The organism is uncultured Streptomyces sp. (genome assembly GCF_947488945.1).
In the GTDB taxonomy this organism is placed as follows: domain Bacteria; phylum Actinomycetota; class Actinomycetes; order Streptomycetales; family Streptomycetaceae; genus Streptomyces.
In genome coordinates, this window is the sequence record NZ_CANLBS010000005.1 from 196,010 (window position 1) to 218,768 (window position 22,759).

The window sequence follows — 22,759 nt, forward strand, 5'->3', positions numbered from 1 at the left end:
CCGGCCCCGGCCCCGGTCAGATCTCGTCGCGCACCAGCGCCAGCAAACGGTCCAGGACCCGGGGGCCGCCGGCCCGCAGGCCGTCGTGCTCGAACTCGTCGGTCACCCACGTCCGCAGCCCCTTGACGGCCGCGGCCGTCTCCAGCGCGTGCGCGGTGTCCACGTACATGTCGTCGTGGTAGACGGCGGCGGCGACCGGCACCTCGTTGCGGGCGAGGCGCTCCTTGTCGTACAGGACCGGCCAGTCCGTGCGGGCGGCCAGCAGGTCGGCGGTCTCCCGGAGCGGGCGCAGCGCGGGGTCGACCTCGAAGTGCCAGGGGTGGATGGACTCGCCGGTGAAGTACACCGGGCCGTCGCCCGCGAGCGAGGCCGCCGCGTCGAACTGCGGGAACTCGGCGCGCACGCGCTCGGCCGACCAGCCGGTGGCCTCCTCGCCCTGCCCGTAGATCACCTCGTGCACGAGGGCGTAGAGCGGGTGGGCGGCGAACGAGTTGGCGGTACGCATCGCCTCCTGGAAGGCGTCGGAGAGCTCCGGCCCCGCCGGGGTGCGGACGAAGGCGTTCTCCAGCAGGTAGTGGAGCTGGTGGCTGCCGGTGGAGCCGCCCAGCATGATGCCGAGCGACTGGAAGCCCTCGACGGTCAGCACGTGCCCGGCCGACTCCGGGCGGTGCGCCGCGAGATGTGCGGCGATCTCGCGGGCGCGCTCGACGTCCATCGGGTACCGGGCGTAGTGCGCGGCCACCTTCCGCGCGATCCGCGGGTATGCGGCGCGGTAGACGTCGTCGGCGTGCGCGTCGAGCGAGGGCAGCCCGCCCGTGATCAGGACGGCGGCAAGGCCCTCGGGGGCGGCGGAGAGGTAGCGGACCGCGCAGAAGCCGCCGAAGGACTGACCGAGGACGGTCCAGGGAGCACCGCCGGTGAGCTGCGGGCGGATCAGCTCGCAGTCGGCGACGATGCTGTCGGAACGGAAGTGGGCGAGGTACTCCGCCTGCTCGGCGGGGCCGCCGCGGAGCGGCAGCGTCTGCCGGTTCGCCGGGGTGGACAGGCCGGTGCCGCGCTGGTCCAGCAGCAGGACCCGGAAGTCCCGCAGCGCCCGGCCGAGCCATGCCTCGGTACCGGTGAAGCGCCGCGCGCCGAAGCCGGGGCCGCCCTCCAGGTAGACCAGCCAGGGCAGGTCGGAGCCCGTACGGCCGCTCGCCACCGCCTCCCGTCCGAAGACCTCGATCCGCTCGCCACCCGGATCGGCGTGGTCGAGCGGGACGGAGAATCGGCGGTCGGTGAAGACGACGCCCGGATGACGGTAGCTGCTCACGTGGTGCTCCTGAACGAGATGGTTGTCCGACAGTTCAGCACATGACCGTGAGTCGTACGGTTCCGGCCCGTGCACACCGTCCGGCCGGACTCCTACGAGGACGTCCCGCCTGTCCGTGACGAGACGTCACCCGGCACGACGCCGCGGGTGCGACCCGGTCCCGGAGGCGTGGGAGACGGGACGGGAGCCGGCCGGGATGTCGGTGGTGGGCAAACACCTGCTCGCGGAGGCGTGGGAACGCGGGACCGGCGTCCGGGGCCGTCAGTCGAACAGGGCGCGCACGAGTGCGCCGACGGCCCGGCCGAAACCGCGCAGGACGCCCGGCGCGATTTCGCCGAGGTCCACCGCGGTCTCCGCCGCGTCCGGCAGACGGTCCTTGGCGCGGCACCGCCCGCAGCGGCCGCCACGCAGCGCGCGTCGCCGTCGGCAGTTTCCGCAGACCCCCCGGGTGCGTCTCATGCCGCCCAGTCTTCCGCACGCCGCCCGGTGATTCCGCCGGGGGGCCGGGCCGTCAGATCAGCCGGTAGCTGCCGCCGTCGCGGGTCCGGGCGAGGAATCCGCCTTCGACCAGATAGCGGCGCAGCGCGGGAAAGTCGTCGTGGACCGTCAGCAGCGCCGCGTTGACCTCCTTCTCGGAGTACGTGCGCTCCTGGGCGAAGAGCGTGCCGGCCAGGTGGGCGAGGAGCTGCTCCCGGCGGGCGGGCTTGCGTGGGACGACGGTGAGGCGGCCGTGGGAGAAGAGCGCGGCCACCTGGCGCGCGTCGGTCGTCGCGTGATCGGACATGAGCGGGAGTCTCGCAACGCCCCGGCGCCCGCGGCAACACCTTTTCTCCGGTGGCACCCGGGGCGGTCGCCCGCCCGGGGGCGCGGACCGGCCGGTACGCCGTACGGAGGCACCCGGCGACCCGTAATCGATCTTCCCGGCCTTGCGCGGCCATGGGACGGGAGAGGCGGGGCACGCTCTGGGGATGCCTGATGTCTCCTCCTCGTCCGTCGTCAAACTGGTCCGCCGCACCACGGAGCCCGCGTTCGTCCAGGCCGTGCGGTCCACGGCCGCCGCCGTCATCGCGTACTCGGTGGCCGCGTGGCTGCTGCCCCATCCGGCTCCGCTCACCGCCCCGCTGACGGCCCTGCTGGTCGTCCAGGTCACCCTCTACGCGACGCTCACGACCGGCATCCGGCGGGTGAACTCGGTCGTCGTCGGCGTCCTCATCGCCATCGGATTCAGCACCCTGGTCGGGCTCACCTGGTGGAGCCTGGGTCTGACCATCTTCACGGCGCTCATGATCGGGCGGCTGGTGCGGGTGAACGAGTTCGTGGTGGAGGTGGCGATCAGCGCCATGCTGGTGCTCGGGGTGTCGCAGGTGCAGGTCGCGTACACCGCCTGGGACCGGGTGCTGGAGACCCTGATCGGCGCGGGCGTGGGGCTGCTGTTCAACCTGCTGTTCGCTCCCCCCGTGTGGGTGCAGACCGCCGGCGCCTCGATCGAGGAACTCGCCGGGCGGATGGGCACGATGCTGCACGCGATGGGCCAGGAAGTGGTGGGCAACGCCCCGGTGCCCCGGGCGGCGGCCCGGCTGCACGAGGCGCGGCGGCTGGACCACGACATCGTCGAGGTGGACGCCTCCCTGCGGCAGGCGGAGGAGAGCCTGATGCTCAATCCGCGGGTGCGTCAGGGGCTGCTGCACCGGGTGGTGCTGCGTACCGGCCTCGACACCCTGGAGATCTGCGCCGTGGTGCTGCGCGTGCTGACCCGTACGCTCACCGACCTCGCCAAGGCGCGTACCGAGGAGTCGCTGTTCCCCGACGAGGTGGCCGAGGGGCTCACGGAGCTGTTCGACCGGATGGGCGAGGCGATCGAGGCGTTCGCCGAGATGATCACCACCCCGCTGAGCGCAGGCGCCGACGACGCGGAGGAGCACCTGGCGCAGGCGCTGGCCCGCGGTCGCGAGACCCGCGACCGGGTGGCGTTCCTGCTGCTGGACACGGTGCAGGAGCACCCCCGGCAGTGGCAGCTCCACGGCGCTCTGCTGGCGGAGGTGGACCGGGTGCTCGACGAGCTGGACATCGACAAGCGGTCGGAGCGGGTCCTGGAGGAACTGGACCGCCACTCCGCCCAGATGCACCAGCGCCACCCCCGCCTGCGCGCCGTCCAGCGCCGGCTGAGCGGTGCGGCGGCCGTGCGGCGTACGCACGCGGGGGAAGCGGACTGACCGAGGACCTACCGGGCCCCTCGACGCGCCGCCGGTGGAACGCCGCCCGAGCCGTCGAAGGCGGCGAGCGCGCGGAAGTCGGCCGCGCCAAGACCGGCGCGCGGGTCGACGTGGTGCAGCAGCGCGGGTCCGGGGTGGTGTGTGCGGACGTAGGCGTGGTCGAGTGCGCTCTGCTCGTCGTCCACCCAGACGAACGGCCGTCCGGCGGCGTGCTCGACGATCGCCTCGGTCTTCCAGTGCACAGCGTCGGGGCGCTCACGGAACAGGGCGTCGCCGAAGTCGACGAACGGCAGGTCGGGGAGGCCGAGGGCCGGGGCGATCCACCGGTTGGCGCTCTCCATCCAGGTCGTGGCCCATACGAGTGCGTGCCCGAGGGCGAGCAGCGCGGGGCCGTGCTCCGGGTTCAGCCAGATCCGCAGCGGCCGCCGCGGGGTCAGCGGGTTGGCGGGGACCGTGTCTTCGCGGGGCACCCGGAGCGTGGTGTAACCGTCGGGTCTGCGGTGCGGCTTGGCGGCGTACGGGTTGAGGGGCCCGTCCACGTCGAGGTAGAGCAGGGGCACGGTGGCTCCTCCGGGTCGGTTCATCGTGCCGCGGCATCGGTGAGGATCGCGTCGAGGCGGGCCCGGCACTCGGCCACGAAGGCGGGGATCGTGTGCCGGTAGTACGAGATCCCGCTGGCGCCCACCGCGATCGCCCAGGCGCGGGCGCGGGTCCAGGTCGGCTCGTCCAGGTCCAGGGCGTTCCAGTAGGCGGACCGTGCGTCCGGTGGAAGGTCCCAGACCGTGGCGTGCTCGGCGTCGGGGAGGCCGATGGACAGCGCACCGAAGTCGATGACGGCGTGCAGTGCGCCGTCCCTGACCAGCAGGTTGGTCGGTTTGAGGTCGCCGTGCAGCCACACCTGGGGTCCGACGGATTCGGGCAGGGCGACCGCGTCCCGCCACAGTCGCTCCAGGGTGCCGACGTCGAGTTCGCCGCCCACGAGTTCCCGGCAGTCGTCGAGGCACCGGCCGACCCACCGGTCGCAGGCTCCGAGGGGCCCGCCCCGGTACCAGTCGAGGCCGCCCTCACGGGTGGCGCCCATGAGGTCGACGCGGTGGAGCCGGTCCACGATCCCGGCGAGGGCGTTGCCGAACGCGGTCCAGTCCCGGACGGTCTTGGGGCCGGCCTCGTCGCCGTCGATCCAGCGGTGGACCGACCAGACCGCGGGGAAGCCGGCGGCCGGCGTCCCGCGGTGGACGGGGTCCGGGATCTCGCACGGCAGCAGAGGTGCGAGGCGCGGCAGCCACTCCTGCTCCTTGCGCACGGACCGCCCGCCGTCGACGGTGCGCGGAAGCCGCACGAGCAGGTCCTCGCCCAGCCGGTACATCGTGTTGTCGGTTCCCGCACCCGCCGCCGACAGCGGCAGGCCGGCCCACTCCGGGCGCTGGGCCGCCAGCAGGGCACGGATCAGTCGCTCGTCGACCGGGATCTCGTTCTCGTGGAGTGTCACGTCGGCAGTCTCACCGGTCTGGGGCTGGGGACGCGAAGGGGTTTCCCGGTGGGGGCCCGTCAGGGGACGGCCGTGGCCGCCCCGAGGGCCGGCACCGGGGCCGGGACGTCCCCGGGCAGCAGCAGCCGCAGGTCCTCCAGGCCGGGTGCCGCCATCGCGCCCAGCCTGCGGGCCTGACGGGTCGTCATGACCTCCAGGATTCCGCGTGCCGTACGGGCGTTGCCGAACGAACGGTCGCGCGGCAGGGCCGCCACGTGCGCCCGGACGGCCTCCAGGGTGTCCGGCGGACAGTCGTAGCCCGACTCGGCGGCCTGCCGGGAGACGATGTCGACCAGCTCCTCGGTCGTGTAGTGCTCGAACACCACGCTGCGGGTGAACCGCGAGGCCAGGCCCGGATTGGAGGCGAGGAAGCCCGCCATCTCCTCGGTGTACCCGGCCGCGATGACCACCACGTCGTCGCGGTGGTCCTCCATCAGCTTCAGGAGCGTCTCCACCGCCTCCCGGCCGAAGTCGCCGCCGGCCCCGGCGGGCGTGAGCGTGTACGCCTCGTCGATGAAGAGCACGCCGCCCAGCGCGGAGTCGAAGACCTCCTTGGTGAGCTGCGCGGTGTGGCCCACGTACCGCCCGACCAGATCGGCGCGCGCCACCTCCACCAGCTGGCCCGTGGGGAGCACGCCGAGCGAGTGGAGCAGGCCCGCGTACAGGCGGGCCACCGTGGTCTTGCCGGTGCCGGGCGGGCCCGAGAACACCAGGTGGTTGCTCATCCGGGGCGCGGGCAGTCCGGCCGCGCGCCGGCGGGCGCCGGCCGACAGCAGTTGGACGAGGTCGTTCACCTCGCGCTTGACCGCGTGCAGCCCGGTCATCCCCTCCAGTTCGGCCAGCAGCCCGGCCGAAGCGGGCGGCCCGTCGGCAGTCGCCGCCGGTCCCCCGACGTCGGCGGGCAGCAGCCGGGCCAGATCGCTCTCGGCGGGGTCGGGCACGGTGCTCAGCCGCACGGCCTGCCGGTCGACCATCTCCTCGAAGACCCGGCGCGCCTCGCGGCCGTTGCCGAAGGTGGCGTCGCGGGTGGTGGCGGAGTAGTGCGCGGCCAGGGCGGTGAGGGTGCCGGGGTCGAGTTCGTAGCGGTGGGCCCGGCACATCGACTCGGTGATGGTGACGAGTTCGTCCACGGAGTAGTTGGCGAACTCGATGGTCCGGGTGAATCGGGAGGCCAGACCCGGGTTGGAGGCGAGGAACCCGGCCATCTCGCCGGTGTAACCGGCCGCGATGACCACGACGTCCTCGCGGTGGTCCTCCATCAGCTTCAGCAGGGTGTCGACCGCCTCCCGGCCGAAGTCGGCGCCGGAGCCCTTGCCGTCGGAGAGCAGGGTGTACGCCTCGTCGACGAAGAGCACCCCGCCCAGCGCCTCGTTGAACGCCTCGGTGGTCTTGATCGCGGTACCGCCGATGACCTGTGCCACCAGATCCGCCCGCGACACCTCGACCAGGTGGCCGGAGCGCAGCACGCCGAGCTCGGCCAGGATGCCGCCGTAGAGCCGCGCCACGGTGGTCTTGCCGGTGCCGGGAGGGCCGGAGAACACCAGGTGCCTGCTCATCGGAGGGGCCGGCATGCCGAGACGCGCGCGGCGCTGGGCCAGTTCGTTGAGGTGCACCAGGGTGTGCACCTGCTGCTTGACGTCCCCCAGGCCGATGAGCGCCTCCAGTTCCTGGAGCGGTCCCGGCGGCGGTGCCGGTGCCGTCCGGCCGGCCGGTCCTGGCGGGGCGTCGGCGGTCCCGGCGGAGGTGTCGGACCCGTCCCAGGAGTCGGGGAGTTCGTTGCCCGCGCTCATCAGGTCGTCGACGGTGAACCGCTCCCCGGGCCGGGAGGCGCGCAGCCCGGCCCCGCGGTTGTCCCGGACGACGCACCCGGTGACGGTGACCGCCTCGCCGGTCTCCACCCGGATCCCGTCGCCCCGGCTGCCGGTGATCCGGCACGCGTCGAGAGCGGCCCGGGAGCCGTCGGCCAGCAGCACCCCGTGGGCGGCCGACTCGGTGATCCCGGTGCGCTCGGCCGCGATCTCGCCGCCGTGCTCCACCAGAATGCCGGAGGCGGCCCCCGCGTGCGCCCGGCAGTCCACGACGGTGAGCCGGCCGCCGGTTCCGACCCGGAACCCCGCGTCGCCCGCCGACTCCACCTGCACGTCGCGCAGTTCACCGCGCGCACCGGCTCCGGCACGGACGCCGCAGCCGCCCGGACGCTCGATCCGGCAGTCCTCCAGCCGTCCGCGCCCCTCGTCGGTGACCTCGACCCCGTGTCCGGCGGGGGCCACCAGACGGGCCCCGCGCACCAGGGGGTTGGCGCCGCCGCGGATCAGCAGGGCGGTGCCGGCCGCGTCCGTGATCCGCAGTCCGTCGAACTCGGCGACCGAACCGTCCTCCACGACCACCGATCCGGCCGGGTCCGCGCAGTCGCGTACGGAGAGGTGGTGGAAGACCGGCATGCTCGACCCGGCGACCCGGACCGCGGGGGCGGCGGAGGTGTCGAACTCGCAGTTCTCGAAGGTGCCTCCGGAGCGTTCGTCCAGGGTGAGGGCGTGGCCCTTGGTCCGGGTGGTACGGCAGCGGAGTACGTCCGGGACCGCGCCGGCGGCGATCACCAGGCCGGGGCCCGTGGTGTCGGAGACGGTGACCTCCTCCAGCACGGGTCGCGCGTCACTGGTGACGTACACGCCGACGGCGGTGTCGTGGACGTCGGTGCGGACCACGCGGGTGGTGCTGCTGCCCTCCAGGGCGACGGCGGGCTTCTCCGCGCCGGAGACGTCGCAGTCCTCCACGGTGCCGCCGGCCTGCCCGTTGGCGAGGACGCCGTTGCCGCGGGCGTCCCGGATGCGGCAGCCGCGCACGGTGGTGCGGGCCTCCTCGCCCAGGACGACGCCGGACGTGCCGAGGTTCTCGACGACGCAGTCGGCGACGACGCTCCCGGCGGGCGACGTGTCCACGATCCCCGCGCCCTTGGGGTTGCTGACCCTGCATCCCCGCATCGCGACGGCCCCCGACTCACGGGCGAGCACCGCCGTCCAGCCGGAGCCGACGACCGTGCAGCCGTCCATCGCGACCTGCCCGCGCACCGCGTCCACGACGGGGAAGTCCTCCGCCCCGCCGCGCAGGGTCAGATCGGTCAGCGCCACCGCGTCCGCGAGGAGCACCAGGGCGGTGCCGCGCCGGGGGCGTATCTCCACGCTGTCGCGGGGGCCCTCGCCGACGATCGTGACCCGGTTGCGCACCACCAGGTTCTCCGGGTACCGGCCGGGCCGGACACGTATCACCGCCCCGGTACGCGCCCTCTCCAGCGCCTCTCCGATCGTCCGGAAGGCGTCCGGCTGGTCCGGGCACACCGTGAGCAACTGCCGTGACACGCGCGGGCCTCCCTCTCTGCTGTCCTGCGGCCCGATCCTTGCCGCCCAAAGAGGGTGGTCAGTGGTGCGGCGGTGTGGGGCCGGTGAAGCCTGGGCAAACGCCGGGGGCCGCCGGGGGCGCGGGCGTACCGCCGGTGTCATCGGGGCGTCACCTGGCCGGGTTACCTTCCGCGCCATGCGACCCCCCTCCTCCGACCCCCTCCCCCGCGCCGCCCGACGGTCGCGGGACCGGTCCGCCGCCCCCGCACCCGCCGTTCACCGGCCGGCGGCCCGGTGGGCACGGGCGCTGCCCGCGGTGCTCCTTCTGCTGGCGTTCCCGGTGCTGGCGCCGGTGGAGGCCCGCGCGGCCGACGCGGTGGAACTGCCCGTGCTGCCCTCGTCCGTGGCGGCGGACGGGCGCTGCACGAGCGCGTCCCCGCGGACCGCCGAGGCCGTCCCGTGGACCGTGGCGGCGCTGGGCCTGGACCGCGGACAGCGGCTGAGCCGCGGCCGGGGCGTCACCGTCGCCGTGGTGGACACCGGGGTCGGCGTCGTCGTGCCGTCCCTGAAGGGCCGGGTCCGGTCGCTGGGGGCGGGCGGTGGATCCGGGGACTGCGTGGGACACGGGACCTTCGCCGCCGGTCTGATCGCGGGCTCGCCGACGGAAGGGGCCGGTCCGGTGGGCGTCGCCCCGGAGGCCGAGATCGTCTCGGTGCGCGCCGGGAACCGCCAGGGGCAGGTCACCCCCGGTCAACTGGCCGACGCCATCAGGGAAGCCGCGGACTCGGGGGCCGGTGTCGTCTACGTCGCCTCGGCGCTGCGCACCGGCGAGCGGGTGCTGACCGACGCGGTGGCGCACGCCACCGGGCGGGACGCCCTGGTGGTGGCGCCGGCCGCGCCGGACTCCCTCGCACAGGACGCGTCGGGCGACCCGCTCCCCGACGTGCCCTGGTACTGGCCGGCTTCGGCCCCCGGAGTGCTGTCGGTGCTCGACTACGGACCCGGCGGGACCCGGCCCGAAGGCGCTCCGACGGTCGCGGGCGCGGACCTCGCCGCGCCGGGCGACCTCGTCGTCGGTCCGGGTCCGGTGGGCCGGGGCCACTACATCGGCTCCGGCTCCTCCCTCGCCGCCGCGCACACGGCGGGCGCCGCCGCCCTGCTGCGGGCGCGGCACCCCGAACTGGACGCCGGGGAGGTCGCCCGCAGGCTGGTCTCCACCGCCTACCCGGACACGGTCCCGCGCCTCGACCCGTACGCGGCGCTCACCGCGCTCCCGCCGTCGGCGGCGGGGAAGGCTCCCGGGCCCGAGGCCGCCCGCGCCTACCGCCCGCCGTCCTCCGTCCCCCGCGACCGGTCCGTCCTCATCGCGCTGGGAGCGGGGTGCCTCGTCCTGCTCGCCGGGGCGGCGGCCGTGGTGGTACCGCGGGGCAGGGCGCGGGGGTGGCGCCCCGGCGGGGCGGGGTGAGGACCGCCGGAGGGGGCGGAGACCGGCGGGACGGGGTGCCGGGGCGGGCCGGGGGGCCGGGCGGGGCGGCGGGACGGGCCGGCGCGCGGCGGTGCGTGGGGTGGCAAGTCTGAGCTGGTCGGTCAGCCCTCGTGGGGCCCTCGCCGCCGCCGGGCTCCTCCTCGTCTACCTCGCCCACGGCGGCCGGGCCGCGTCCCGCGACCCCCGCACGGGGGCACCGGCGCCTCGCCACCGTGACCGCCGCCGCCTTCACACTGGCCGCTTCGACGGCCGTGTTCCTGGCCCTCTACGCCTCGGACTGCGGCTGCCTGTGACACCGCCCGCACTGCGGACCCGGGTCCGCCCGAGTGCGGGCGGCCGGGCTCGCGCCGTCAGGGGCGCCGGGACGGCACCGGGCGGATGCGCGGCCACCGGGCCGGCATGCGGTCGAGCAGGTCGGCGCTCAACCTGCTCACCGCGAGCAGGTCCGTCCGGTCGGCGGTCAGACGGCTCACCACCCCGAGCCGGTGTACGAGCCGTCCGCGGGCCGTCGTGGTCCCCCAGGTCCAGTCCCGGTCCGGAATCCGGGCCAACTGGTCGGTGGTACCGCGCTCGGCCCGTTGGACCAGGGCGTCACCGCGCAGCGGCCGGCCGACGCAGGCGCCGGTGAGGTCTCCCGCGGACGCGGTGCCCGTAGCGGCGCACCAGGCCGCGCGGTAGGCGGCCTCCGCCCCTTCCAGCAGCGGCTCGGCGGCGGCCGTGACACTGGGCCGAGCCCGGCCCCGAGAGCCTCCCCGCCGTGCGGCGTCCTCGTCACGGCGGACACCCTCCCCCACACCCGCCCTCCTCCGCAGGAGTCCTCCCGGCGGGCGCGCCACCCGCATCGCGCCGCTCAGCCCGGCCGGCCCTCCGTCGGCTCCGCGAGCGCCGTCTGGACCCGGACCGTCTTGCGGCGCGCGATGCGGGTGGCGCGGCCCGGGGGCAGGATCCTGCCCTTGGCGCTGCCGAAGACGTATCCCTCGGAGGGCGGGCAGGACAGCAGCAGACCAGGGGTGTTGACCTCCTGGAGGCGGCGCATCAGGTGGTCGCCGAGGCCCCGGCCGGCGCCGGACGCGGAGCGGGCGACCACGATGTGCAGGCCCACCTCGTGGCCGAGGGCGAGATGGTCGAGCAGAGGGTCGAAGGGCGCGTTCATGGGGCCGGTGCCGAGCATGTCGTAGTCGTCGACGAGGATGAACAGCCGGGGACCCGTCCACCAGTCGGCCAGCTTCATCCGGGCGGGGGCGATCTCGGGGCCGGGGATACGGGTCTTGACCGCGCGGGCGACTCCCCCGACGAGTTCCTTCAGCCCGTCGGTGGACACGGCGTGGCCGAGTCGGTAGTCGTCGGGGACGGCCTCCACCAGTTCGCGCCGGTAGTCCACCAGCATGATCCGGGCCTCCGCCGGGGTGTAGCGGTCCATCACGGCCTTCGCGACGAGCCGCAGCAGGTTCGTCTTGCCGCTCTCGGTGTCCCCGACGACGATCATGTGCGGGTTCTCCGCGAAGTCGTGCCAGACGACGGACAGTTCGTCCTCCTCCAGGCCCAGTGGCATCCGCAGCCGGCCCTCGGCGGGCGGCAGCGCGGAGGCGGCCAGTACGGCGGGGAGCATGCGGACGGGCGGGGCGGGCGGGCCGGACCAGCTCTCGTCGACGGCGGCGACCAGGGCGGCGACGCCCTCGGCGAGGTCGTCCGCGTCCTCGACCCCGTCGATGCGGGGCAGCGCGGTCAGGTAGTGGAGTTTGGCGTCCCGGGTGAGGCCCCGGCCGGGTGAGCGGGGCACCGTGGCCGCCCGGCGCATGTCGATGCCGGAGTCCATGGGGTCGCCCATCCGCAGCTCCAGGTGGGTGGCGGCCTGGTCGCGGACGGCGGCGGAGAGTTCGACCCACCGGGACGTCGTGACGATGAGGTGGACGCCGTAGTTGAGGCCACGGGCGGCCATCGCGTTGAAGGTCGTGATGTGCCGGTCGTAGTCCTGCCGGACGGTGGACCAGCCGTCGATGACGAGGAAGACGTCGCCGTGCGGTTCGTCGGGGAACTCGCCCGCCGCGCGCCTGCGCCGGTAGGACGCCATGGATTCGATGGACTGTTCCGCGAAGAACCGTTCGCGGGCCGCCAGCAGGGTGTTGACCTCGGCGATGGTGCGTCCGACGCGCTCCTGGTCGAGGCGGGAGGCGACGCCGCTGGTGTGCGGCAGGCCGGAGAGCGCCGCGAGCGCACCTCCGCCGAAGTCGAGGCAGTAGAACTGGACTTCGCGCGGGGTGTGGGTGAGGGCGAGGGCGGTCAGCAGGGTGCGGACCATGGTCGACTTGCCGCTCTGCGGGCCGCCGGCGATGGCGATGTGGCCGCCCGCGCCGGACAGGTCGACGGTGAGCAGGTCGCGGAGCTGGTCGAACGGGCGGTCGACGATGCCGATCGGCACCCGGAGTCTGCCGCGTTCGGGCCAGCCGACGGTGGTGAGGCCCAGTTCGGGGTCGGGGGTGAGCGGCGGCAGCACCTGGTCGAGGGTGGCCGGGCGGTCGAGCGGGGGCAGCCACACCTGGTGGGCGGGCGGTCCGGCGCCGATCAGCCGCTCCACCGCGACGGACAGCAGCGTGTCGCCGGTCTCCTCGTCGTCCGGTTCGGCCGCCGGCTCGTCGGGCTCCTGGCGCGGCACCACCCAGCCGGTCGTCCACGGCACGGTCTGGCCGGCCACGCGGGCCTGCGCGGCGTCCCCGCCCCGGTGCCGGTAGGGACCCGAGACGAAGGCGGCGCGGAAGCGGGTCAGCGACTCCACACCGGACTTGAGGTAGCCGCTGCCGGGGGCCGGGGGCAGTTGGTAGGCGTCGGGGACGCCGAGGACACCGCGGCTCTCCATGGCGGAGAAGGTGCGCAGGCCGATGCGGTAGGAGAGGTGGCTCTCCAGCTGGTGCATGCGGCCCTCGTCGAGCCGCTGGGAGGCGAGCAGCAGGTGGACGCCGAGCGAGCGGCCGAGCCGGCCGATCATCACGAAGAGTTCCATGAACTCGCGGTGTGCGGCCAGCAGTTCGCTGAACTCGTCGACGACCACGAAGAGGCTGGGCAGCGGTTGCAGCGGGGTCCCCGACGCGCGCGCCTTCTCGTATTCGAGCAGCGAGGTGTAGTTGCCGGCGCTGCGCAGCAGTTCCTGGCGGCGCATCAGTTCACCGTGCAGGGCGTCCTGCATGCGGGAGACGAGGGCCGCCTCGCCCGCCAGGTTGGTGATGACTGCGGAGGTGTGCGGGAGGGCGTCGAGGCCGAGGAAGGTCGCGCCGCCCTTGAAGTCGACGAGGATGAAGTTCAGCGTCTCGGAGGAGTTGGAGAGGGCCAGGGCGAGCACGAGGGTGCGGAGCAGTTCGCTCTTGCCGGAGCCGGTGGCGCCGATGAGCATGCCGTGCGGTCCGGTGCCGCCCTGGGCGGACTCCTTGATGTCGAGTTCGACGGGCGTGCCGTCCGCGCCCACGGCGATCGGCACCCGCAGCCGGTGGGGGCCGGTGTTGCGGCTCCACAGGGTGGCCGGGTCGTGGCGGGCCAGGTCGGCGATGGAGAGCAGGGTGGTGAGTTCGACGTTGGAGGCGAGGGGTTCGGCCACGTCCGTACCCATGCCCATGCGATAGGGCGCGAGCCGCTTGGCGAGCGCCCGGGTTCCGGCGGGGCCGAAGGAGTCGGGGCGGCCGAGGCCGGTGGTCTGCTCCTTGCGGTCGCGGTCGGTGCGCACCAGGCCGAGCGAGTCCGCCGTCACGTCGAGGCGGAGCGTGGTGCGGCCGGGTCGCCAGGTGAGCGCGCCGTCGAGGTCGAGGACGACGGTGTTCCGCAGGCCGGGCCCGTCCAGCCGGTGGCCGCCCGGCACGCTCCCGCCGTCCACGACGAGAACGGTGTACGGCTCCTCCCGGCCCGGCACCGCGTCCGGGTCGAACGGCGGACGCTCCAGGAACTCCGCGCCCAGCAGGTCCTCCAGCTCGTTGAAGGCGGAGCCGAACATGCGGGCGGGGCCCGCGCCGTCGGACTCCTGCGGGTGCAGATGGTGCGGCAGCCACTTCGCCCACTCCCACTCCTCGCGCCGCTCGTCCGCGACGCAGAACGCGATCCACACATCCTCGGGCGAGTGGAAGGTGACGAGCTGGCCGAGCATCGCCCGGACGACGTCCCGGGTCCGCTCCGGGTCGCCGCGGAACAGCACCCGCGCCCAGGCCCGCAGGTCGACGGAGATCGGCTGGTCGGGGATGGTGGCGTAGGCGCGGACGAAGCTGCGCAGGGCGTGTGCGGCGAGCGGTTCCAGGTCCTCGACGGGGCTGGTGGAGACCGGCATCAGGCGCAGGCCCAGCTTCTGGCTCCCCACCGCGGCCCGTACCACCCCGAAGTCGTCGTCCTGCGGGCGGCGTTCCCAGAGGCGGGTGGTGCCGACCAGCGACCAGAGTGCGGCGGGCTCCGGGTGGCGCCAGGCGAGCGCCCGCTGCTGGTCCGCGACGGCGGCCCTGACCTTGCGCCGGGTCTGGGTGAGGTAGCGCAGGTAGTCGCGGCGTTCGCCCTTGAGCCGCTGCTTGCGCTCACCGCTGCGCCGCATGACCTGACCGACCATCATGGCCCCGGCGGAGAGCACCATCAGGCCCAGGGCGAGGTAGATGAAGCTGCCGCCGCCGCTGGTCATGCCGGGGCGCATGAACATCAGCATCATGGACACCGACATCAGCGCCATCGGCAGGTACGTCCACACCGCGGAGGAGTCGGGGACCACCTCCGGCAGCGCGGGCGGCTCCTGGAGGCTCACCTCTCCCTCGGGCATGTCCGGACCACGCCGGCGGGCCGGCCTGCGGAACAGGACCACACTCAAGGGACGTACTCCTTCGTGCTGTTCGGACCGGGGCGGGTGCGCGGGTCCGGGGTCGGACGACCATCGAGCCGGTCCGGGGAGCGCTTTGGGTGACGGGGCGGGGAACGCGCGGGGCCGGGGTCATGAACGCTTGCGCGGTCACGGTCATAACCGGCGGCCGAGGCTCCCGGACGGTGCGCCGACGCCCTTACGATCCACCCGGCGGCGCACCGGGGACCGACCCGGGCGGACCGCCTCCGCCGTCCCGGCCCGCGCCCCGTTTCCTCCGGCGCGGGACGGGTGTGCCCGGGCGCGGACCCTGCGCCGGGCGGCCGAGCGACCGGGAAGGTGTGACCCAGCACGATGAGCGACAACCAGGTGGCGGGGCTGTGCCGCCTGACGGTGAACGCCCCCGCCAGGACCATCGATCTCGCGGTGCCGTCGGACGGGCCGGTCGCCGACCTGCTGCCGGCGATCCTCGACTACGCCGGCGAGGAGCTGCGGGAGACCGGCATCGAGCACGGCGGCTGGGTGCTGCAACGGCTCGGCGGCGAACCGCTGGACGAGGAGCGGACGCTGGCGTCGTTCGACGTGCGGGACGGCGAGACGCTGTACCTGCGCCCCCGGACCCGGGCGCTGCCCGAGGTGCGGCTCGACGACCTGGTGGACGGGATCGCCACCACGATGAGCGGGCGTCCGTACGGATGGAGCCCGCAGGCGGGCCGGCGGACCCTGCTGGGTCTGGCGGTGGCCGTCCTGGTCACCGCCCTGCTGGCGCTGGCCCTGCCGGGGGGTTCGCTGTCCGGGCGGGCGGCGGCCGCGGCCGCGGTGGGCCTGCTCCTGCTGGCGGGGGCGGGCGCGGCGAGCCGGGCGGTGGGCGACGCGGGGGCGGGCGCCGCGCTGGGCGCGCTGGTCGGCCCGTATCTGGCGCTGGCGGGGTGGCTGCTGACGGCCGGTGAGCCGGCCGGGCCGTACGGGCAGGACGCGTGGGGCCCCGGACTGCTGGCGGCTTCGGCGGCGTGGACCGGGGGTTCGGTGCTCGCCCTGGCGGCGGTCGCCGCGTTCGCGGCGCTGTACCTGTTCCTCGCGGTGCTGTCCGTGTTCGGGGCGCTCGCGGCGCTGCTGGTGCTGGCGGCCGGGGTGACCCCGGCGGGTGCGGCGGCCGTGGTGGCGCTGGCGGCGGTGGTGCTGGGGGCGTTCGTGCCGTCGCTGTCGTTCCGGATGTCGGGGATGCGGATGCCGCCGCTGCCGACCAACGCCTCGCAGTTGCAGGAGGGCATCGAGCCCCACTCGACGTCCGCGGTGGCGGCGCGCGCGGTGGTCGCGGACGGCTGGATGACCGCGTTGTACGGGGCGGTCGGCCTGGTCTGCGGCGGCGCGCTCACCGTGCTGGTGCTGCACGACGACTGGCCGGAGACCCTGATGGTTCTGGCGCTGGTGCTGCTGCTGGTCCTGCACGCGCGGGGCCTCGGGCACGTGGGGCAGCGGTTGTCGCTGACGGCGCCGGCGGCGTGGGGCGGGCTGCTGCTGGCCTTCGCGGCCGTACGGGAGACCTCGCCGGAGGCGCGGCTGCCGGGGGTGGCGGGGCTGCTGGGCGCGGCGGCGGTGCTCTCCGTCCTGTCCTGGAGCGTGCCGGGGCGACGGCTGGTGCCGTACTGGGGACGGGCCGGGGAGATCCTGCATTCGGCGGCCGCCATCAGCCTGCTGCCGCTGGCGCTGTGGGTGCTGGGCGTCTACGGCGCGCTGCGGGCCCTGTAGCGCGGACTCCGCGCCGTTCGACCGACGCCCCGACGACCCCACGACCGATTGAGGAGACGCCGCCGTGCAGTCCAGGCGCGACCAGGTGCAGGCCCACATGTTCGTGATGGGCCGGCTGACGTCCGGCATGCTGCGTACCGACCCGGACGCGCCGGAGAGCCCGCAGGGCCGCACCAACCGGGGCATCGCGATGGGCATCGTGGTGGCGGTGCTGCTGTCGGCCGGGGCGTTCGTCTTCGGTCTGCTGAAGCCGGGCACCACCGACGCGTGGCGGGAGGCGGGGTCGCTCGTCGTCGACGAGGACACCGGCTCCAGCTATCTCTTCCAGGACGGGCGGCTGCGGCCGGTGCGCAACTACGCGTCCGCGCGGCTGCTCGCGGGGGCCGACATGAAGACCGTCACGGTGCGTTCGGCTTCGCTGGAGGGGACCCCGCACGGTACGCCGGTGGGGATCACCGGGGCGCCCGACTCGCTGCCGGTGGCCGGGAAGACGGACACCGGGCCGTGGCAGGTGTGCCAGGACCCGGCCGGCGGCGCCGTCACCCTGGCGGTCGGCTCGGGTCCGGCGGGGGCGGGGCTCGGGGCCGGCGAGGCACTGGTGGTGGCGGGTCCGGACGACGCGGAGTACCTGGTGTGGCGCGGCAGCCGGCTCCGGCTCGACGGCGAGGGCGGCGCGGCGAAGGCGCTCGGTTACGGATCGGCGCCCCGTGCCACGGTCGGCGCGGCCTTCCTCGGCGCGTTGCCGAGCGGTCCCGATCTCACGGCCCCGCAGGCGCCGGGACTCGGTGAGGACGGGCCGGTGGTCGACGGGGAGCCGACCCGGATCGGCCAGATCTTCGAGGTGACCGTGCCGGGCGCGGACGGCCGGTACTACCAGATGCGCCGGGAAGGGCTCGCTCCGGTGACCGCCACCGGGGCCGCCCTGGCGCTCGGCGACCCGTCGGTGCGGGAGAAGGCGTACGCGGGCGCCCGGGCGGCCGCCACCCGTATCGGGACGGACGCCCTGCCTTCGGGGACCGGGTCGGCCGCGGCGGTGGACGGGCAGGTGCCCGACGTGCCGCCGGAGCCCGTTGCCGTCGCCCCCGGTACCGCGGTGTGCGCCCAGGTCACCGCGTCGGCGGCGGGCACCAGGGTCGCGGTGGCCCTGGTGGCGGCGGGCTCCCTGGGGCCGGTGGCGCAGGCGCCGCCCGAGGGGCTGCTGCCCGCCTGCGTGCCGGTCGACCGGATCACGGTGCGGCCGGGCGGGGGCGCGCTGGTGCACGCGCTGGGCGCGGACGGCCGCGACGTGGGCGGCACCGTCTACCTGGTGACGGACACCGGGATGAAGTACCGGGTGTCCTCGTCCGAGTCTCTGGCGGCGCTGGGGCATGCGGCGGGTGCGGCGCTGCGGTTGCCTTCGACGCTGCTGGCCATGCTGCCGACCGGTCCCGACCTGTCCCGGACGTCGGCGGAGACCGGGCGCGCCACCACGACCTTGCCGCCGTGCGCGAGGACGCAGGGACGGGCGGAGGCGGAAAAGGGCAGCGGATCGGCGAAGGCCGCCGCCCCGAGATGAATCACGGATGAATACCCGGAACCGTCGCGGCGGGACGGGGCGACGGTCCAGGAAACACTTCGGACATCTGATTCAACATCAACTCCGGTCTGCATAGGTTGGGTCGTCGTCCGCACCGTTCTTTTCGCACCTCAGGAGGTCCCGCTCATGGCCGGTATGCAGCAGTCGGAGGTCCAGGCCACGCGGAATGGGATCAACGCCCTGGAGCAGGCCTTCACCGGCATTCAGAACTGCCGCCAGGACGTGGAGAACATGAAGCACAACCTCGCCTCGGGCCTCAAGGGTTCCGACGGCAAGGCCTATCAGGATCTGCTCAAGCAGTGGGACGACCAGGCCGAGGTCATCTCCGCCAACGTGCGCGAAATGATCGACACGATGAACGAGACGCTGCGCACCCAGGGCCTCACCCAGGGAGCCTCCAACGACGCCATCAACCAGGCGTACAACGGCTCGCAGGCGATCTTCGACGCCCTCAGGGGCTGAAACCGCCCTGGCTGAAACCGCCCTTTCCCCAGTCCGGTTCCGGCCGGCCTTCCCCGACCTGCCCCCGCATCCCGAGACGAGGACGACGATGAGCGACTTCACCGACGGCTACATCTACGTCGACTACTCCCACATGAACAACGCCGCCGACGACATGGTCAATCAGACCAAGGCGATCGCGAGCATCCTGACCAACCTGGAGGCCGAGCTCCAGGAGCTGAAGAACACCTGGCAGGGCGACGACAAGGCGATGTACGAGCGCAAGCAGGCCGCCTGGGACAACGCCGTGGACAACATGAAGAGCCTGCTGGCCAGCCACTCCCGGCTGCTCACGGACGTCTCCGACAACTACCAGTACAGCGAGAAGTCCCTCACCCAGCTCTGGGAAGGCGTGCGCGTCGGCCGTTGAGCCCACCGCGCCCCACCGGGGCGGCCCGTGCCCCTCCCGTGGGCGGTCCGGCCGCCCCGGCCCGTCACGAACCGAGAGGCCAGGAAGGCGACATGGCGAACACCGCTCCGGTCAATCTGGACAAGGCATGGCTGCAGAGTTTCCTCGACACGGATGTGAAGCACTTCCTGGCGGAGATCAAGAAGATCATGGCCGACGGCACGGTCGGGGGCGAGGTGGTCCCCGCACTGTTCAACCTGCTGCCGGCCGGCGAGCACGGCAGCGGCGTCCTGCCGGGAGCGGCCCTGCCGCTGACGATCGGCGGGATGCTGAAGGACGCGGAGACCAACGGCTCGCACCTCGACACCGCTCTCACCGAGCTGATCACGGCCGTGCATACCATCTTCAAGGACCAGAAGCTGCTTTTCGAGAGCATCGAGGACGGCCTCGAAGACACCCTGGAACAGCTCTTCAAGACGCAGGGCGAGAACCTGGAGAAGATCGACGGCGAGAAACTCCTCGACATCTTCTCGGACGTCGACGACAATCTCGGCGGCGGAAACGGCGAGGACGACTGATCATGGCCGACGGCCCCATTCCGCTGACCAGTGCCAACGATTCCTGGCAGCGGGCCGTGAAGCTCTTCACGGGGTACGACGCCCCCGCCCGCGACACGTTGTTCGAATCGCTCGTGGGCAATGAGGGAATTCCCCAGATGAAGGTGGAGGTCACCAAGCAGGGAAAGGTGACCTACGTCGACGTCGACGATCTCGACTGGATGGTCGAGAACTCCGGCTGGCGCATCGAGAACACCGACTTCGTGATCCCCTTCTACGCCACGAGCGACGACTCGGCGGCCGAGGGCGACCAGGTGTCGATGTACAAGGCGCGCTTCACGCTGCTCGGCAACAAGAGCACCGACGGGCCGCCGGTCGGCGGGGTCGTGGAGGGCGGGGAGTTCAAGAGCCAGTACGACGACCACCTCGGCCTCAGCGGCGACAAGGCCACCTGGAGCACCAAGCCGCTCACCCAGTACAGCTACGGGACCGGCAGGGCCCTGGAGGCGCTGCTGTACCAGGACAACGGCACCCACGGATTCTCCTGGAACGGCAAGAACGTCAGCAACGACCAGGCCGTCACGCTGTCCTCGTTCGACACGGCGGCGGACTCCTTCGACCGTGCCGCCCAGTTCTTCGTCGACCGCTCGGCGGCGATCGAGGAGTGGCAGACGCGCCTGGGCGTGGAGGAGAACGACGCGTGGCGCGGCCAGGCGGCCGGCGTCTTCTGGAACCTGGTCCACACCCTCGGCAAGCAGTACGCGGGCTACGCCGACGACCTGCGTCCGGCCGGGACCGTCGGGTCGAAGCAGGGCACGGAGATCCGGCAGGCGAAGACGGACTTCCGCAACGCCGTGGTCGAACTGCACCGCCGGTGGATGGACTGGGAGCTCTACATGGGCAACCCGCTGCGGTGGCTGCACGATCTGCTCAAGGAGATCGCCGACCACGTGTGGCACCACAACATCCGCCAGATCACCTACAAGATCAATTCGGTGGGCAGCGGGTACTCGTACTCGACGTACACGACCTACCACACGACGGGCGCGTTCAACCAGAACGCCCGGCGGATGGCGAGCGGGTCGGACGACTTCGGGCCGCTGACCGAGCTGTCCACCTGGAAGACCGTCGGGGAACGGGCCATCTCCAACTGGCAGGCGTCCGTCGTCGAGAACCTCGTGAAGCCGGCCGACGAGGCGCTGCGCGCGATCCACAACAGCTGGAGCACCACGGGCTTCGACCCGGGCTCCATCCGGACGCGGTCGGGCGAGTCGCTCTCGGAGAGCTACACCGGGGACGTGAACGAGAAGGAGAAGGAAGCCGCCGAGAAGGCCGCCGCGGACGCCGCCAAGCAGCAGGCGGAGTTCATGCAGTGGCAGAAGGACCAGGCGGCCAAGGCCGAGGCGGCAGCGGCGGCGGCGAAGGCCGAGGCGGAGCGCAAGGAGGCCGAGGCGAAGGCCGAGGCGGAGCGCAAGGAAGCCGAGTACAAGGCCGAACAGGCCGCCGCCAAGGCCGAGCAGGAGCGCAAGGAGGCGGAGGCCAAGGCGGAGCAGGAGCGCAAGGAAGCCGAAGCCAAGGCGGAGCAGGAGGCCAAGGAAGCCGAAGCCAAGGCGGAGCAGCAGGCGGCCGAGGAGAAGGCGGAGCAGAGGGAGAACGAGGCCAGGGCCGAACAGGAACACAAGGAAGCCGAAGCCAAGGCCGAACAGGAAGCCGCGAAGAAGGAAGCCGAAGCCAAGGAAGCCGAACAACTCGCCCGCCAGGAAGCCGCCCAGAAGGAAGCCGAACAGAAGCAGCAGGAAGCCGTGGCCCGCCAGGAGGCCATGCAGCTGACTGCCCTGAACCAGTCGAAGGCCGACCAGGAGCGGGCGCGCAAGGACCAGGAGGCCCAGGTCGCCGCCGCCGAGGAGAAGGCGGAGCAGAAGGAGAACGAGGCCAGGGCCGAACAGGAACACAAGGAAGCCGAAGCCAAGGCCGAACAAGAGGCCGCGAAGAAGGAAGCCGAAGCCAAGGAAGCCGAACAACTCGCCCGCCAGGAAGCCGCCCAGAAGGAAGCCGAACAGAAGCAGCAGGAAGCCGTGGCCCGCCAGGAGGCCGCCCAGTCGGAGCAGCAGGCCCGCCAGGAGGCGGCGGTGGCCGAGGCGGAGCGGGAGCAGGCCGAGCAGCAGGCCCAGCAGCAGGCGCAGTTCGCGGAGCAGCGGGAACGCCAGGAGTCCGTGGTCGCCGAGCAGGCCGCCCGGCAGGAGGAGGCGCAGCGGCAGGCCGAGGCGCAGTACCAGCAGGCGCGGTCCGCGTCCGAAGGGCTGCTCAACGGCGGCCAGGGAGTGCTGAACGGCGGCGAAGGGCTGCTGAACGGCGGCGACGGGCTGTCCTCCGGCACTCCGATCAGCGGCCCGGTCTACGGGGACGGCGTCGACCTGTCGAGCCTCGGCGACGGCCGTACCACCGTCGGCCCGGACGGGCGGGTCGTGACGGACTACCCCGACGGCAGCAAGGTCACCATCGACCCGGCGACGCACGCGGCCACCGTCACGCTGCCCGACGGGTCCTCCGTCTCCGGCCCGCTCAACGCGGGCGATCTGCTGACCAACCCGGACGGCAGCGTCACGCACCTGGACGACCTGGGCCGGGTGGTGACGGAGTACCCCGACGGCGGCACGTCGGTGATCGACCCGGACACGGGCCTGACCACGTACACCGCGCCGGACGGCTCGACGACCAGCGGCTACCTCAACGGCACCGGCCCGGCGGGGACGTCGTACGGCACGGGTTCCCCGTACGACACGCCGTCCTACGAGGAGGAACTGTACGACGACACGCCGTACGAGTCCTCCCGGCCGAGCACCACCGGCGGCATCGGGTACGCCGACGTGGCCGCCGCGGCGGCGCTCAACGGCTCGACGCCGCTGAACACGGGGACCATCCCCGGCTCCGTGCTCAGCGACAGCGACCTGGCGTCCTCGCAGGGCGGGTCCCCGGCGGGCGGAATGCCCATGGGCGGCATGCCGATGGGCGGTGGCGGCGGTCAGGGCGGTCAGTCCTCCGAGCGGGTCCGCAACGTCATCGACGGCGGGCAGACCGGCGGACGGCCCTCCCGGACGGGCCGCGGCGCCCGCACGGCGGCGGGCCGCCAGTTGGAGGAGGCCGACATCACGCTGCCGGGCGCGACGCGCCCCACCGCGACCACCGGCTCCTCCCCGTACCCGATGCAGGGCGGCGCCGGCGGACCCGGTCAGACCCAGACCCAGAGCGGCGACCGGCTCCGGGACGCCTGGGTGCAGGAGGAGGAAGACGTCTGGGGCACCGACGAAGGAGGCGCGCCCGCCGTGATCGGACGATGAAC

The 22,759-nt window shown here is 73.5% G+C and carries 16 protein-coding genes; 8 read left to right on the plus strand and 8 right to left on the minus strand.

Annotated features, from left to right (window positions below; all coding sequences use genetic code 11):
* Positions 1-16: 16 nt before the first annotated feature.
* From Q0994_RS09730 to Q0994_RS09740, 3 genes are all read right to left on the minus strand, one after another.
* Positions 17-1,312 (minus strand): alpha/beta fold hydrolase, encoded by a 1,296-nt coding sequence (locus Q0994_RS09730; protein ID WP_299531668.1) that lies wholly within the window; start codon positions 1,310-1,312, stop codon positions 17-19.
* A 261-nt stretch (positions 1,313-1,573) separates the two neighbouring features.
* Positions 1,574-1,771, minus strand: coding sequence for a hypothetical protein (locus tag Q0994_RS09735; RefSeq protein ID WP_299531669.1), 198 nt, complete (start codon positions 1,769-1,771; stop codon positions 1,574-1,576).
* 52 nt (positions 1,772-1,823) lie between these two features.
* On the minus strand, positions 1,824-2,096 hold the full coding sequence (locus tag Q0994_RS09740) for a DUF2087 domain-containing protein (RefSeq protein ID WP_299531671.1): 273 nt from the start codon (positions 2,094-2,096) through the stop codon (positions 1,824-1,826).
* Positions 2,097-2,280: 184 nt separating this feature from the next.
* On the opposite strand from Q0994_RS09740, the gene Q0994_RS09745 reads away from it, so the two are divergent.
* Entirely contained in the window at positions 2,281-3,525 is a 1,245-nt protein-coding gene (locus tag Q0994_RS09745; protein ID WP_299531673.1) for an FUSC family protein, read from the plus strand.
* 8 nt (positions 3,526-3,533) lie between these two features.
* Here Q0994_RS09745 and Q0994_RS09750 read toward each other — a convergent pair whose 3' ends face one another.
* From Q0994_RS09750 to Q0994_RS09760, 3 genes are read right to left on the minus strand one after another with little or no spacing between them, the layout of a single operon-like run.
* Positions 3,534-4,109, minus strand: coding sequence for an HAD domain-containing protein (locus Q0994_RS09750; RefSeq protein ID WP_299531675.1), 576 nt, complete (start codon positions 4,107-4,109; stop codon positions 3,534-3,536).
* Entirely contained in the window at positions 4,106-5,014 is a 909-nt protein-coding gene (locus Q0994_RS09755) for an aminoglycoside phosphotransferase family protein (RefSeq protein ID WP_299531677.1), read from the minus strand. The genes Q0994_RS09750 and Q0994_RS09755 overlap by 4 nt, the downstream gene beginning before the upstream one ends.
* A gap of 59 nt (positions 5,015-5,073) precedes the next feature.
* Positions 5,074-8,409: a right-handed parallel beta-helix repeat-containing protein gene (locus Q0994_RS09760; RefSeq protein ID WP_299531679.1), complete on the minus strand. Its 3,336-nt coding sequence runs from the start codon at positions 8,407-8,409 to the stop codon at positions 5,074-5,076.
* A gap of 175 nt (positions 8,410-8,584) precedes the next feature.
* On the opposite strand from Q0994_RS09760, the gene Q0994_RS09765 reads away from it, so the two are divergent.
* Positions 8,585-9,853, plus strand: coding sequence for a S8 family serine peptidase (locus tag Q0994_RS09765; protein ID WP_299531682.1), 1,269 nt, complete (start codon positions 8,585-8,587; stop codon positions 9,851-9,853).
* Positions 9,854-10,224: 371 nt separating this feature from the next.
* Here the strand turns inward: Q0994_RS09765 and Q0994_RS09770 are convergent, their stop codons facing one another.
* Both Q0994_RS09770 and eccCa read right to left on the minus strand, forming a co-directional pair.
* Positions 10,225-10,668 (minus strand): hypothetical protein, encoded by a 444-nt coding sequence (locus Q0994_RS09770; protein WP_299531685.1) that lies wholly within the window; start codon positions 10,666-10,668, stop codon positions 10,225-10,227.
* Between the two features lie 56 nt (positions 10,669-10,724).
* A complete protein-coding gene (gene eccCa / locus Q0994_RS09775; RefSeq protein ID WP_299532132.1) occupies positions 10,725-14,693 on the minus strand; it encodes a type VII secretion protein EccCa in 3,969 nt (1,322 codons plus the stop codon).
* A 348-nt stretch (positions 14,694-15,041) separates the two neighbouring features.
* On the opposite strand from eccCa, the gene eccD reads away from it, so the two are divergent.
* The 6 genes from eccD (at position 15,042) to Q0994_RS09805 (ending at position 22,757) form a co-directional block, all read left to right on the plus strand.
* Positions 15,042-16,436: a type VII secretion integral membrane protein EccD gene (gene eccD, locus Q0994_RS09780; protein ID WP_299531687.1), complete on the plus strand. Its 1,395-nt coding sequence runs from the start codon at positions 15,042-15,044 to the stop codon at positions 16,434-16,436.
* A gap of 64 nt (positions 16,437-16,500) precedes the next feature.
* Positions 16,501-17,991 carry a type VII secretion protein EccB gene (eccB, locus tag Q0994_RS09785; RefSeq protein ID WP_299531689.1) on the plus strand — a complete coding sequence of 497 codons (1,491 nt, stop codon included), beginning with the start codon at positions 16,501-16,503 and terminating at the stop codon, positions 17,989-17,991.
* A 147-nt stretch (positions 17,992-18,138) separates the two neighbouring features.
* Positions 18,139-18,474 (plus strand): hypothetical protein, encoded by a 336-nt coding sequence (locus Q0994_RS09790; protein WP_299531691.1) that lies wholly within the window; start codon positions 18,139-18,141, stop codon positions 18,472-18,474.
* Between the two features lie 88 nt (positions 18,475-18,562).
* A complete protein-coding gene (locus Q0994_RS09795) occupies positions 18,563-18,883 on the plus strand; it encodes a WXG100 family type VII secretion target (RefSeq protein WP_299531693.1) in 321 nt (106 codons plus the stop codon).
* Positions 18,884-18,975: 92 nt separating this feature from the next.
* Positions 18,976-19,440: a type VII secretion system-associated protein gene (locus tag Q0994_RS09800; protein ID WP_299531695.1), complete on the plus strand. Its 465-nt coding sequence runs from the start codon at positions 18,976-18,978 to the stop codon at positions 19,438-19,440.
* A gap of 2 nt (positions 19,441-19,442) precedes the next feature.
* The gene (locus Q0994_RS09805; RefSeq protein WP_299531697.1) at positions 19,443-22,757 is read left to right on the plus strand and encodes an AAWKG family protein; all 3,315 of its coding nucleotides are present in this window, start codon (positions 19,443-19,445) and stop codon (positions 22,755-22,757) included.
* The last annotated feature ends 2 nt before the right edge of the window (positions 22,758-22,759 follow it).